The sequence below is a fragment of the Embleya sp. NPDC008237 genome (genome assembly GCF_042956465.1).
In the GTDB taxonomy this organism is placed as follows: Bacteria; Actinomycetota; Actinomycetes; order Streptomycetales; family Streptomycetaceae; genus Embleya.
On the sequence record NZ_JBIBGL010000041.1, the window covers coordinates 14,420 to 27,450 of the forward strand.

General features: G+C 69.9%; 11 protein-coding genes and 1 pseudogene. 6 read left to right on the forward strand and 6 right to left on the reverse strand.

Annotated features, from left to right (window positions below; all coding sequences use genetic code 11):
- Nucleotides 1-260: 260 nt before the first annotated feature.
- From ACFZBU_RS47595 to ACFZBU_RS47615, 5 genes and pseudogenes are all read right to left on the reverse strand, one after another.
- A complete protein-coding gene (locus ACFZBU_RS47595; RefSeq protein WP_391590088.1) occupies nt 261-1,682 on the reverse strand; it encodes an MFS transporter in 1,422 nt (473 codons plus the stop codon).
- Between the two features lie 1,377 nt (nt 1,683-3,059).
- A pseudogene (locus tag ACFZBU_RS47600) lies at nt 3,060-4,288 on the reverse strand (RNA polymerase sigma factor).
- The gene (locus ACFZBU_RS47605; protein WP_391590089.1) at nt 4,285-4,608 is read right to left on the reverse strand and encodes a YciI family protein; all 324 of its coding nucleotides are present in this window, start codon (nt 4,606-4,608) and stop codon (nt 4,285-4,287) included. The pseudogene ACFZBU_RS47600 and the gene ACFZBU_RS47605 overlap by 4 nt, the downstream one beginning before the upstream one ends.
- Nucleotides 4,609-4,662: 54 nt before the next feature.
- Nucleotides 4,663-5,271, reverse strand: a complete 609-nt coding sequence (locus ACFZBU_RS47610) for a dihydrofolate reductase family protein (RefSeq protein WP_391590090.1) — start codon at nt 5,269-5,271, stop codon at nt 4,663-4,665.
- Nucleotides 5,272-6,000: 729 nt separating this feature from the next.
- Nucleotides 6,001-6,414 carry an SRPBCC family protein gene (locus ACFZBU_RS47615; protein ID WP_391590091.1) on the reverse strand — a complete coding sequence of 138 codons (414 nt, stop codon included), beginning with the start codon at nt 6,412-6,414 and terminating at the stop codon, nt 6,001-6,003.
- 76 nt (nt 6,415-6,490) lie between these two features.
- Here ACFZBU_RS47615 and ACFZBU_RS47620 point away from each other — a divergent pair, with 76 nt between their 5' ends.
- Both ACFZBU_RS47620 and ACFZBU_RS47625 read left to right on the forward strand, forming a co-directional pair.
- Nucleotides 6,491-7,063, forward strand: coding sequence for a TetR/AcrR family transcriptional regulator (locus ACFZBU_RS47620; RefSeq protein WP_391590092.1), 573 nt, complete (start codon nt 6,491-6,493; stop codon nt 7,061-7,063).
- 283 nt (nt 7,064-7,346) lie between these two features.
- Nucleotides 7,347-7,694: a helix-turn-helix domain-containing protein gene (locus ACFZBU_RS47625; protein WP_391590093.1), complete on the forward strand. Its 348-nt coding sequence runs from the start codon at nt 7,347-7,349 to the stop codon at nt 7,692-7,694.
- Nucleotides 7,695-7,928: 234 nt separating this feature from the next.
- Here ACFZBU_RS47625 and ACFZBU_RS47630 read toward each other — a convergent pair whose 3' ends face one another.
- Nucleotides 7,929-9,269 (reverse strand): hypothetical protein, encoded by a 1,341-nt coding sequence (locus ACFZBU_RS47630; RefSeq protein WP_391590094.1) that lies wholly within the window; start codon nt 9,267-9,269, stop codon nt 7,929-7,931.
- 100 nt (nt 9,270-9,369) lie between these two features.
- Between ACFZBU_RS47630 and ACFZBU_RS47635 the strand changes: the two genes are divergently transcribed.
- From ACFZBU_RS47635 to ACFZBU_RS47650, 4 genes are all read left to right on the forward strand, one after another.
- Nucleotides 9,370-9,741, forward strand: coding sequence for a hypothetical protein (locus ACFZBU_RS47635; RefSeq protein ID WP_391590095.1), 372 nt, complete (start codon nt 9,370-9,372; stop codon nt 9,739-9,741).
- Between the two features lie 136 nt (nt 9,742-9,877).
- Nucleotides 9,878-11,479, forward strand: a complete 1,602-nt coding sequence (locus tag ACFZBU_RS47640) for an NB-ARC domain protein (protein ID WP_391590096.1) — start codon at nt 9,878-9,880, stop codon at nt 11,477-11,479.
- A protein-coding gene (locus ACFZBU_RS47645) for an IS5 family transposase (protein WP_391590097.1) occupies nt 11,425-12,242 on the forward strand; the annotation gives its coding sequence in 2 pieces (ribosomal slippage) (nt 11,425-11,776 and nt 11,776-12,242; 819 coding nt in all). Before ACFZBU_RS47640 ends, ACFZBU_RS47645 begins: the two co-directional genes overlap by 55 nt.
- Nucleotides 12,236-13,031 (forward strand): tetratricopeptide repeat protein (locus ACFZBU_RS47650; RefSeq protein WP_391590098.1); only part of this gene is annotated, 796 nt, incomplete at its 3' end. The genes ACFZBU_RS47645 and ACFZBU_RS47650, both read left to right, overlap by 7 nt.

Here is a 13,031-nt window from a genome sequence, read left to right on the forward strand (position 1 = left end):
GCCCGACGATGACCTCGCCGCACGTCCGAGACCGGCACGACGTCCGATTGGACGGGCAGCACGTACTGCCCCCGTAGCACCAGAAGTTCGCGGAAGCCGAGTCAGGTGGCGTGGACCGCGACCGCGACCGCGACCTCCCCCTCCCCGGGTGTGCGTGGTTCGAGCGTGCGCAGCGACAGGCCGTCGATTCCGCCTGTGGGAACCGTCAGGCGAGGCTGTGGACACCATGTCGGCCGGCCCTCACCACTTTGGGGTGTCGTTCATTGTGTGGGTTCCGGTGCTGCCTTGCGGGGCATCAGGGCGACGAACGGGAGGCTGAGGGCCGTGGCGGCCATGACGACGACAAGAGTGACTTCCATCGCATGGTTCAGTCCGGAGCTTGTGGCTTGGAAGAAGACCGACGTGACCCCGGCCGAGCCGATCGCTGAAGAGAGTTGCTGGATCGAGCCGAGCGAGCCGCCGGCGCTGCCGGCTTCGTCAGGCTTCGCGTCGCCGAGAGCGATGGTGGGGATCGTGGCGAAGCAGAGGCCGGTACCGATGCCGATGACGACGAACGCAGGGGCCAGCGCCCAGAGGGTGATGTTCGTCCCGGAGTGATCGACCAGGGCCAGGACCCAACCGCATCCGACGAGGGAGGCGGCCAGGCCGATGAGGACGAGCCTGCGACCGAGCTTGGTAACCAGGCCACCCATGGCGGCGAAACTGGCGGCGATGAGCCCCGCGGTGAGCGGCACCAAGCCGAGCGAGGCGTCCCGCGGGCCGGCGTGCAACCCTTCCTGCAGGAAGAGTGACAACACGAAGAACAGGCCGGTGCCGGCGGCAAAGGCGATCAGGCCCACGATCATGCCGGAGGTGAAACCTCGGTTCTTCAAGAGTGACGGCCTGATGAGCGGGTGAGTTGCCGTGCGCTGACGGTAGGCGAATGCAACGAAGGACATGACGCCGACGGCAATCGAGACGACGGGGAGGGCGCTCCAGCCGTTGGTCGAGCCCTCGATCAGGCCGTACAGCAGCCCGAGCATGGTCGCCGCAAGCAGGCCGGAGCCCCAACCGTCGACAACGGTGGACCGGTCGCCGTCGTCCTCACGCGGCAGGATCTTGGCGGCTGTGATCAGTCCGATAACGCCAAGGATGATGTTTGCGAGGAAGATCGGGCGCCAAGACAGCCCAAACAGGTCGGCGTTGATGATGAATCCGGCCAAGACCGGCCCGAGGACACTGGAGATACCCAGAACCGGGCCGAACAGCCCAAAGGCCTTGGCGAGCATGTCGCGGCTGAACGTTTTCGTCATGATCGCCATGCCTTGCGGAACGAGTAGGGCCCCGAACGCTCCCTGAGCAACCCTGGCGGCGATGAGCAGGGCCGGGTCGGGTGAGAATCCGATGACCGCCGAGGTCAGGGTGAATCCGCCCATGCCGACCAGGAAAAGCTTGCGCTGGCCGAACTTGTCACCCAGCCGTCCGCCGATGAGGAGCAGGACGCCCATGGCGAGCATGTACGCCGGCCCCACCCACTTGATCAGGCTCTCACCGCCGTTGAGTTCGCGGGCGATGGTGGGGGCCGCGATGTTCGTGATCGTCCCGTCGATCACGTCGACGGCGTCGGCAAGCAGCACCAGCCCCAGGATCATCCACATCCGGCGTGTGGTGACCGCGTCCGGCGACGTCAAGGTAGTAGTCATAAGGGACGTCCTTCTGGGTTTCGTCGGGAGCGCCGCTTCCGGCGATCTCTCGTCCCTACTACGAACACACCGGGTCCGATCCGACACCGCCTTCGAATTCTTTGACACGGACACCCCTCAGGCCCGGGCAGGTTCAGGGGTCGCAGCTTGTGGTCTTTGGGGGGCGTCCCCTTGTCACCGTCGACCGCAGCCGGGTGGGAACCGTCTGGAGATAACGGTGGTGGGTCTCGGTGCGGAGCATGGTGCACGGCGCCCACCGCGTCGTGGACCAGGCGGTTCAGGGCGGCGTTGTGTTCTCCCGTCGTCGCGTGTGCGCCAGCGGTAGGCCCTGCTGGTCGGATCGGACAGGGCTGCGAAGTCGGCAAGGAGGGACGTTCGTTTGAGTTTGTGGCTGCCGGTGGGGGTCGGGTGGTCGCTTTCGACGCCGCCCGAGGGGAGTGACCGGGACGATCCCGGCACAGGTGGAGGCGTCGCCGCGTACGAGCAGGATGCCGCGGTCCCGATGCCGGGCAGGGAGGTCAGGACCGCCGTCCGCTACGACATGACCCCCGCGAGCTGCGTTGGGTCTGGGGAACAACTCGACCTCGTTCCTCCGTGCCCACACGCGGATTTGGGGGCCCGTGTGGGCGAGCAGGTGATCCATGATCGCGTGGATCGGGGCGCCGTCCGGGCGGGCTGCGGCCTGTGGAGGTCACTCCGGCCGGGTGGACACCGCGGCCTCGGGGTGCAGGACGCACCCACCCCGGTCGTATCGCGTGTGAAACGGAGAAACCCCGCTGGGGTCGCTGTTGAAGCCCGGTCGGCCGACCGTGCCGTGTGCAGCGAACACGTGGCAAGGGCCGCCGCGGCGCGGTGACGACGGGTTTCTCCTGGTTATATTGCATGGATGCGACTCGCTGACGGCCACCGAAGCCGTCATCGTCCGAGACAGGCCCTGCACGCCGAGGTGACCGCCGGGCGGCCGGTGTTCTTCGCTCATCCGCACTCGTCGTGGGAACGCGCCGCAACGCGACCGCAACCGGATCATGCGCGAGTTCGTGCCCAAGGAAGTCGACGTCCCCTCCGACCCATCCGATCGTGGATACCAGGGGGTCGGTCAGAAAACCCGGCGCGGTCATCCACCCCATGCCTGGTAGCAGATACTTCCTGCGTCTGCACTCGCCCCGCCTTCCGACACCGGCGACGCGGTGCGTCCGAAGCCTCGCCGGCGCCGCATGGCGATCGTCTGTGCGCTCGGCGTCGCGCAATTCGTACTCGCGACCAGGCAGTCGCAGTTCGGACGAAGGTGCAATCCGTCGCCGGCCCGGCTTGTGGAACGCGTCGGCAGGCGCCCCGGGGCCCAGCCGACGCATCACGCGGGTTCGGTTGGGATCCCCGCTACCGCAGTTGGTCGCGTCGGCGGGTCAGGTAGGCGGTCTCGGCGGTGTTGCCCGCCAGTTCGATGGCCTTGTCGTAGGCCGCGCGCGACTGATGACCGCGGCCCAGCCGGCGCAGCAGGTCGGCGCGGGTCGCATGGTAGGCGTGATAGCCGGCCAGCTCGTCCTCGAGACGGTCGACGGCCGCCAGTGCCACCTGCGGGCCGTCGAGTTCGGCTACGGCGACGGCCCGGTTGAGGGCGAGGATCGGGGAGGGGTCGAGGCGAACGAGCTGGTCGTAGAGGGCGAGAACCTGCGACCAGTCGGTGTCGCGGATGTCGCGGGCGGAGGTGTGTACGGCGTTGATCGCCGCGAGAATCTGGTAGCGCCCCGGAGCCACCCCGGCAGCGGCGGCGGCGAGGCGCTCGCGCACCAGCCGATGGCCTTCGGCGATCAGTTCCGCGTTCCAGGCCCCACGGTCCTGCTCGCCAAGCGCGACCAGTTCGCCGCCGGCCGAGATCCGGGCGGTGCGGCGGGCCTCGATGAGCAGCATCAGCGCCAACAGCCCGGTCACCTCACCGTCCTCGGGCAGGAGGGCGCGGGTCAGGCGCGTGAGTCGGATGGCCTCGGTGGTCAGGTCGTGTCGGATGGGGTCGGGGCCGCCGGCCAGGTAGCCCTCGTTGAACACGAGGAAGAGTACGGCGAGTACGCCGGAGACACGAGCCGGGAGATCCTCGGCGGACGGCACGCGGTAGGGGATGCGCGCCGCCTTGATCTTGGCCTTCGCGCGGGTGATCCGCCGCTCCAAGGCGGTCTCGGTCACCAGGAAGGCGCGGGCGATCTCGGGCACGGTCAGACCGCCGACCATGCGCAGCGTCAGCGCCAGGCGGGTCTCATCGCCAGCGCCGGGTGGCAGCAGGTGAAGATCAGCCGCAGGCGGTCGTCGTCGATGGCGCCGACAGGCTCGGGCGGGTCGTCGTGGTGTGCCATCCGAGCCTCCCTGTGCTTGTCGTCGCGTTTGTTCTCGCGCCGGATCCGGTCGATGGCCTTGCGGTTGGCGGTGGTGGTCAGCCAGGCACCGGGGTTGGGTGGTACGCCGTCGGTTGGCCAGCGCTCGACGGCGGTCGCGAACGCCTCGGCCGCCGCCTCCTCGGCGATGTCGAGGTTGCCGAAGCGCCTGGTCAGGGCGGCAACCACCCGGGCCCATTCCTCGTGGTGGGCCCGGGTGACCGCCGCCTCGACGTCGCTCACCGGAACGGCCGAACCTCGATCTTCCGATCGCAGACCTTCGACGCCTCGGTGGCGAGCTTGAGCGCCACATCCAGATCGGGGGCCTCCCACACCCAGATGCCGGCGAGGTACTCCTTCGACTCCACGAAAGGCCCGTCGCTGAACACCGCCTCCTCGCCCCGGTTGTCGATGACCGTGGCCGCGTCCGTGTCCGCGAGTCCGCCCGCGAAGACCCAGTGGCCCTCGGCGATCAGTCGTTCGTTGAACGCGCTGACGGCGGGCCGCCTGTCCACGCTGCCAGGATTGCTCTTGTCGTCGATCACGGAAACCAGGTATTGCATTCGAAGATCATCTCCTGTGGTGTACAGGACAGCGTGATTCGATGGTCTGGGACTTCAGGCCGTTGTATACCGCGGGCGCCCGGCCGGCTTGTGGACTTGGATCGTCACGCCCTTCGAGTCGACGCGCGACTCGACCGGGTCGAGCGCAAGATCCCGACCGGTCTCCGGGAACAGTCTCGCGCCCTGACCGAGGATCACCGGGATCACGATCAGAACCATCTCGTCGACCAGATCGTTCTCCAGCAGCCACCGGATCAGGGCGCCACTGCCGTGCACCTGCAGCTCGCCCCCGGGCTTGGCCTTCAGCTCACCGATGGCCGCCGCGAGGTCACCGCGCAGGACGGTCGTGTCCTCCCACCGCGGCGTGGTGAGCGTGGTCGAGGCAACGTACTTGGGGGCTTCGTGCAAGGCCACGCCGATGGGATGTGCGCGCATCTGGTCGATTGATCCCCACGAGCCGGCGAACAGCTCGTAGGTGTGCCGGCCGAACAGGAACGCGTCGGCGCGCTGGTAGGTCTGCGTGATGAACGTCCTGGTCTCGTCGTCGCCCTTCCCCCGGGCCCATCCGCCGCGCTCGAATCCGTTCCTGCGGTCATCCGAGGCGGCGCCGTTTCCCTGCATCACCCCATCGATCGTGACCTGGGTCATGGTCGTCAGCTTCATGATCGCGGTTCCTTCGACTTGGCGCCGCCCCTGGTGGGCGGCCTCACCCCTGCTACGAACACCACCGCCCCGATCCGACACCGCCCCCGGATTTCTTCGAAGAATCTTTCGGGGAAGCCGGTCGTCATCGATCCGGCGGCCCGTCCGCCCGACCGGCAAACGACGGAGTACGCCTCCGGAGTCGGGGACGATCGATGACGAAGTTCGGGAAGATGTCCCGAGGCCACACCGGGAGGACGCTCTGCGCGAGCATGGCCAGGATCTCGGCGCGGGTCCCTCGTCGCCGTCGAACGCGACGGAGAACTCGACGAGGTACTACCCGGCGCGAAGGCACCCGCCGCATCGTCGCCGCGTTCGAGGGTGATCCCGGCACTCGAACGCTCCAGCGCCCGGTTGAGTACGGGCGTTCAGACCGTGGGCCGAGGGTGTTCAGGAGCCGGGAAGTCGGCCCACGGACTTGGCAGTTTTGGTCAGCGTCCCAGCCTTCCGGCGGGAAGCACGTTCTGACCCACCGTGTCATCCCCGCACTTTGGAGGCGCGACAGGAATCACTCCTGTCGCGCCTTTCTTCCTGTCCGGCTACCGGCCACCGGAGCCCCGCCTGGCAGCGAAGTGCCGGCGAGGGGCGGTTCGCCGGAAGGAATCACCGGCCGCTGTCAGAACCGCAGGTCACGCCCGGGGTGGGTGATCGGCCGACCGCGAGGCGCTTTCCGCTGAGCTGCCGGGTGGTTCAGCGTTCGGCGCCGCCCGGTGATCCGAGTGCTTTCTGGAAGACCGGCGAGAGCTGGTCCATGGCGGTGGCGAGCCAGTCGGTCAGCTCGTCGGGCAGTGTGTCGTGCGTCCAGACCAGCCGGGTGCGCCCGGCGTCGTCGGCGAAGACCTGCATGGAGGTGTTGTCGTGCTCGACCTCGTCGCCGACCCATCCCCACACCATCCGCCGGGCCTGCTCGTCGTGGGCGATGAGCCGCTCCCGTGCCGTGGTGCCGTCGGTGAACGTCAACTCCCGGACGCCGGGCTCCACCAGCCTGCTGTCCGTGAACACGCCGGGTCCCATGCGCAGCGGCCCGTCGACGAAGTCCCTGACCGCGTCCCAGACCTTCTCCGGTGCCGCGTCGATCCTGATCTCCCTGCTGACCGATCCCATGACCCCACCTCTCATACGAGTAGACCTGTCTGTCTACGTAGGGAATGCTAGACAGTCCTGTCTGGTACCGTCAAGGGTGCACACGAGGACATCCGAAACCCCGGCACGACGCCGCATCCTCGAGACCGCGTCGACCCTCTTCTACGCCGAGGGCGTGCGTTCGGTCGGCATCGACCGGATCATCGCCGAGGCGCGGGTGGCGAAGGCCACCTTCTACCACCACTTCCCGGCCAAGGACCAACTCGTCCGCGCCTATCTGGAAGCCGAGTACGAGCGCCAACGCACCGCCGTCGAGGCCGTGCGCACAGCGGCGGCGAACGCCCGCCAAGCACTGTTCGACATCTTCGGGTTCCTCGGCGAGAACGGTGCCGGACCGGGGTTTCGCGGCTGCCCGTTCACCAACGCCGCCGCCGAATACCCCGATCCCGCCCACCCCGTGCGACAGACCACCGCCGAGTACCGCCGCTGGAACCACACACTGTTCCACGACATCCTCACCACCATCGGCAACCCCACCCCGCACGCCACGGCCACCATGCTCATGATGCTCCGCGACGGCATCGTGGTCGGCAGCGACCTCGACGACCCCGACACCGTGCGCCCCGTCATCGACAACACCGTCACCCGGATCCTCGACCAAGCACCCTGACATGTGCCGTGGAGGCCGATGGATTGCCGTGAGAGGAAGCGTCTTGCCTGGGTCGATCGCAACGAGCGCGACTCCCGGCGCATCGCCGGCGGGAGCGCTCCGCCCCCTCGGCCCGTGAACGCATCGCCAACACCACTCGACCACGTCGAGAGAATGCTCGGACACGCCGTCCTACGACCACGGTTTCGTATCTCGCTACCGCTCACGCGGACCCGGAGGCGGCGAGCCCGGCCTCCTCCGGGCGGGCCGTGCAGCGACTTGTGATGGACAAGGGGAACTTGCGATGAAGTGGAATCTGCGCCGGGCGGCAGCCCGGCGCGACATCTTGCAGCTCAGCGACCTGATCGCCGCGTTCCGACAGGTCGGTTTCAACCCGCCGTTGAGCAAGGTCGCCGCCTTGTGGAACACCAAGCCGATCTCGGTCCGGCTCGACGACCTGGACAAGATATGCGCGGCCCTGGGCTGTACGGTCGCCGATCTGCTGGAGGCCGAACCGCCGGCCGTCGGCGACGAAGACGAGCGGAAGATCGGCCGCCGGGCGATCGGTTCCGGTCACGAACAGGGTGGGCCGGTGCGGCCGACTCCACGCCGAAGCGGGGGCGGCCCGCGGCAGTCGCCGCCGCCGAACTGACGCCGAGTCGGCGGTGGGATCGCCCACCCGCACGCCCGCCCCCACCGCCCGAAGGCGATGGGGGCGGGGGCGCCCGACGGTCCGGGGCCGTTCCGGCTGTCAGTCGATGATCGCAACCTCGTCTTCGGCCGCGTATTCGACGGTGTCTCCGGAGGAGTAGGTGACACGGACTCGACCGTTCGGCGTGTCTGTGACGGCGTGCCCGGTGCGCGGCCCACCGCCGAATCTCGGGACCTAGAACGGCGCTTCGGCGTCCTGGGGAACGGAGTAGGCGGCCAATTCGGCGAACTCCAGGGCGACTTGGGCGCGCAGTCGCGCGGTTTCCTCCGCGTCCCGGCGCCGGGCTTCCTCGCCCGCGGCCTCGGCGGCCCGGCGCTGCTGCTGCTCCTCGGCCGCCCGTGTGGCTTCGGCTGCTTCGGCGGCCTGTTCGTGGGCTGCGCGGTCTGCGTCGATGCGGTCCCACTCGGCGAGGGTGTCGAGGGCGGCCCGCGCCGCGGCCTCGGCTTCCGCGTGGCAGGTCGCGCACACACCGTCCTGGGGCACGGTGCCGGGGAACGGCCTGCCGCAGTCGTGGCACTCCGGGAGCGGGGCGCGGCCGGCGCCGGTGCGGCCGGTGGGGACGGTGCGTCCGGCGAGGCGGTCGGCCCGGCGGTCCGCGCGGCGCGTCTCGCAGGCCCGGCACGGGATGTGGCCGGGCATGACGCCGTCCTCGCAGGAGGGGTCGGCGCAGTACGGGGTGGGGCCGATCAGCTGGACCGCGACGCCGACCGCACTGCGGAGCGTCCCGGCGTCGTGGGCCTGGGCGTAGCCCCAGCCGTACCAGCGGCGGGCCGCGCGCTGGGCCAGCTGCTCGACGGTGCGCGACTCCAGCGCGGCCAGCACCGCCGGCCGGCAGCGGCCCGGGATGTGGTGGTGGGGCAGGAGCGCGACCAGGGCGGCCGGCAGCACGGCCTCGACCGCGCGCACCGCCGCCGCCTGGTCCCGGGTGAGCTTCGGCCCGGCCGCCTTGCCGGCCGGGGGGGTGGCGTCACCGGTGACGCCACCCTCGTACCCCCAAATTTGGGGGTACGAGGATTCGGCGTCCGCGTCGCCCGTGCGGGGCCCGGGTACCGTCGCCGCCGTTCCTGCCTGCGCCTTGCCCGCCGCGGCGCAGCCGCTGTCGCTCGCGTGCGCACTACCTACGTCAGGAGTGCTACGCACGTCACCGGCGCTACGCGCCCCCGGCGCTTCTTCTTCGTCTTCTACAACCTCCGTCTTCTTAAAGACTCGGGGGTCACCCGAGTCCCGGGAAACCCCCGAGTCGGGGGCGACCTGCGGTTTTGCCGCGTTTTCGCAGGTCGGCCCCGAGTCCGGGAATTCCCCGACTCGGGGAATCGGCTTCTTCGCGGCCGCTGCGGTGGCCTTCCCGGCGAGGGTGGTGAGCTTGGCGGCCCGCGCGATCGCTGTCTTGGTGGGCGGGATCACCTGGACGGTTCGCACGTTCGGGTCGTCGGCCATGAGCACCAGGAGCGCCGCGACTTCCTCGTCCGTGGCGGGAGTGTGTGTGACCGTGGCGAGCCCGTGCCGGATCGCCACGCTTGGGCTCGACAGGCCGGTGTATCTGATAGTCCTGGCAAGTGACCGGCGGACACGATCCGTTGGGCTCGTCGTGGCGGTGGCGGACCGGGGGTGGGGCATGTCCCAGGGGTGGAAGATCACGGTCGTGGTGATCGCGGGGTTGGTGATCGTCTCGACGCCGTTGCTGTGGTTGTTGGACGGTCCGGACACGGGGCAGATCGTGGGCGCGTCCGTTCAGGGGGCCACCGGGGTGGGCGCGCTGCTGTGGGCCCTGCTCCGGCAGCAGCCCACACCTCCCGCTCCGCCTCCCGGGAACGAGGAGGTCGTCGATACCGGCAGCGCCGAGGCGACCGGTGGCGGTGACGCCCACACCGGCATCAAGGGCCCCGCGGGTGCCGGTGGCGGGTCCGCGCGAGCGGAACGCACCGGCCGCGCCGTCGCCGACGGCCCCGGCAGCAGCGCCGGCACCGGCATCGACCACCGTCCCTGACAGGGCCCACCACAACCACCCACCGGGACGCACCGGAGAAGGCAAGGAAGACACTGTGCGATGGCGCCGACGCGGCCGCACACCCGCCCCAACCCCCGCCGCACCCGGCACCCCGCCCGTCGCTGGGGAAGCGGTGGTGGTCGCCGACAGTGGCAACGCCCACGCCACCGACGGCGGGACCGCGGTGTCCGGCCACCGCGGACCACCACCCACGGAGACCACCGGCGCGGGAACGGTGCGCTTCGAAGGAACCGGGACCGCCACCGCGTCCGCGCCCCACGCCGTGGCCATCAGCGGCAACGTCCACGTCGCCCACGTGGACGTCCACGCCGCGACTCTCCCGGAGCCGGTGCGGTGGCCGCTCCAGCCCAATCCCGTGCCGGCGCTGGCCTCCGCGTTCCAGGACCGCGCGGGGTTGCGCGAGTGGATCGACCGGGCCCGGGCCGACCACGCGAGCGTGGTTCTCTCCGGCGGCGGCGGCACGGGCAAGTCCCAACTCGCCGCCGCCTACGCCCACCGGGCCCGGGCCGACGGCGTCGACCTGGTCCTGTGGGTCAACGCCGCCGACACCGAACAGGTGATCACCACCTACGCCCGCACCGCCCACCTGATCGCCACCCCGGGCGCAACGGGGCAGGATCCGCTGGACGACGCCCGGGCGTTCGTGCACTGGCTGGCGACGACATCGCGTTCGTGGCTGGTGGTCCTCGACGACATCACCGACCCCCGATCGCTCGAACCCTGGTGGCCACCGGCACCGTCGCCCTCCGGCCGCGGGCAGACGACGGCATCCACCCGCCGCCGCGAGGCCCTGCTCTCCGGCGGCGACCGCGCCGTGATCGACGTCGACACCTACACCGACACCGAGGCCCGGGCGTATCTGCGCGAACGCCTCACCCACGCCGCACACGCCCACCTCCTCGACGAGGACCTCCCGCGACTGGCCCGGGAACTGGGCCTGCTGCCACTGGCCTTGGCGCACGCCGCCGCTTACATGATCAACGAGGACGTGACCTGTACGCGATACCTGCGACTGTTCACCGCGGGCGCCGCCCGCCTGGACAAGCTCCTGCCGCCGGACGCGGACACCGAACGCTACGGCCGCCCCGTGGCCGCAGCCCTTCTGCTGTCCCTGGACGCCGCCCAACGCGCCGAACCCGCCGGGCTCGCCGCCCCCGCCCTCACCCTCGCCGCCTTCCTCGACCCCGCCGGACACCCCCGCAACCTCTGGACCCACGAAACAGTCATCCACTACCTGAACACCCACCGCGCCCCGGCCCCCGACACCGACCACACCCGGGTCGACTCCGAAGACGCCCATGCCGTGCTCCGACTGCTGCACCGCTACGGCCTGATCACCGACGACTCCCGCAACGACCCCCGCGCCGTACGGATCCATGCCCTCACCGCCCGCGCCGCCCGCGAAACGACCCCAGACACCGAACTCCCCGCCGTCGCCCGCACGGCCGCCGACGCCCTGTTCGGGTTGTGGCCCGCCCAGGACCACACCGATCCGGATCTGGCGGCCGTTCTGCGGGCCAACACGGACACCTTGACCGCACACGCCGGCGACCTCCTGTGGCACCCCCACGGCCACCTGATCCTGTACCGAACCGGACTAAGAGGTCCTAACAGAAACCGTGTTGGGTGTGACTATCGGCTTGTTGGGTCGTTGTACTGGATGTGCGCAAAGGTGAGCCTCGTCCGTGGATCGTTTCGGACGAACTGTGGTCCCTGATCGAGCCGTTGCTGCCCGAACCTGCCCCGAAGTTGACGCGTGGGCGGCCTCGGGTGCCGGATCGGCAGGCGTTGTGCGGCATCCTGTTCGTCCTGCACACGGGAATCCAGTGGGAGTTCCTGCCGCAGGAGTTGGGTTTCGGGTCGGGGATGACGTGTTGGCGGCGTCTCGCGGCCTGGAACGAGGCCGGCGTGTGGGATCGGCTGCACGCGATCCTGCTCGCGAGACTGCACGCGGCCAAACAGCTCGACTGGTCCCGGGCGGTGATCGATTCCAGCCACGTCCGGGCCGCTCGAAAGGGCCCAAAAGCGGGCCGAGCCCGGTCGATCGCGCACGGTCGGGCAGCAAGCACCACGTCCTGGTCGAAGGGCAGGGAATCCCCCTCGCCGTGTCCCTGACCGGCGGAAACCGCAACGACGTCACCGAACTCCTGCCCCTGCTCGCCAAGGTCCCCCACGTCCGCGGACGAGTGGGACGCCCTCGGCATCGACCCGACGCCCTCTACGGCGACCGTGCCTACGACCACGACAAATACCGCGGCCCGGTCCGGGCCCGGGGTGTCAAACCGGTGATCGCCCGACGCGGGCATCCCCACGGATCCGGCCTCGGACGCGTGCGCTGGGTCGTCGAGCGCACCATTTCCTGGCTCCACGGCTTCCGTCGTCTCCGTATCCGTTGGGAACGACGCGACGACATCCACGAAGCCTTCCTCGGGATCGCTGTCTGCCTCATCACCCACCGGTTCGTGAAACGCCTTTGTTAGGACCTCTAAGCCTTCTCGACACGGGTCTGCACAGCGCCTCGACCCCCCACTGGGAACGCACGACCGCCGACGCCGAACGGCTGCTGGGCGAACACCCCAACACGCTGACGGCCCGGGCGAACCTGGCGATCTCGTACCGCCAGGCGGGGCGGACCGGCGAGGCCATCACCCTACTGGAGCAGGTGCTGGCCGACCACGAGCGACTGTCGGGCGCGGAAGACCCCCACACGCTGTCGGCCCGGGCGAACTTGGGCGCCTTGTACTGGCAGGCGGGGCGGACCGGCGAGGCCATCACCCTGCTGGAGCAAGTGCTGGCCGACAACGAGCGGCTGTCGGGCGCGGAACACCCCAACTCGCTGACGGCCCGGGGGAACCTGGCGGTCTCGTATCGGCAGACGGGGCGGACCGGCGAGGCCATCACCTTGGAGGAGCAGGTGCTGGCCGACCGCGAACGGCTGCTGGGCGCGGAACACCCCGACACGGTGACGGTCCGGGGGAACCTGGCCGGCTCGTATCGGCAGACGGGGCGGACCGACGAGGCCATCACCTTGGAGGAGCAGGTGCTGGCCGACCGCGAGCGACTGCTGGGCGCGGAACACCCCAGCACGCTGACGGCCCGGGCGAACCTGGCGGTCTCGTATCGGCAGACGGGCCGGACCGACGAGGCCATCACCCTGCAGGAGCAGGTGCTGACCGACCGCGAGCGACTGCTGGGCGCGGAACACCCCAGCACGCTGACGGCCCGGGCGAACCTGGGCGCCTCGTATCGGCAGACGGGCCGGACCGACG

Bases quoted from the DNA above. Each gene is read 5' to 3' on its own strand.
- ACFZBU_RS47595 (WP_391590088.1), bottom strand. From the start codon at position 1,682: ATGACTACTACCTTGACGTCGCCGGACGCGGTCACCACACGCCGGATG.
- ACFZBU_RS47605 (WP_391590089.1), bottom strand. From the start codon at position 4,608: ATGCAATACCTGGTTTCCGTGATCGACGACAAGAGCAATCCTGGCAGC.
- ACFZBU_RS47610 (WP_391590090.1), bottom strand. From the start codon at position 5,271: ATGAAGCTGACGACCATGACCCAGGTCACGATCGATGGGGTGATGCAG.
- ACFZBU_RS47615 (WP_391590091.1), bottom strand. From the start codon at position 6,414: ATGGGATCGGTCAGCAGGGAGATCAGGATCGACGCGGCACCGGAGAAG.
- ACFZBU_RS47625 (WP_391590093.1), top strand. From the start codon at position 7,347: ATGAAGTGGAATCTGCGCCGGGCGGCAGCCCGGCGCGACATCTTGCAG.
- ACFZBU_RS47635 (WP_391590095.1), top strand. From the start codon at position 9,370: ATGTCCCAGGGGTGGAAGATCACGGTCGTGGTGATCGCGGGGTTGGTG.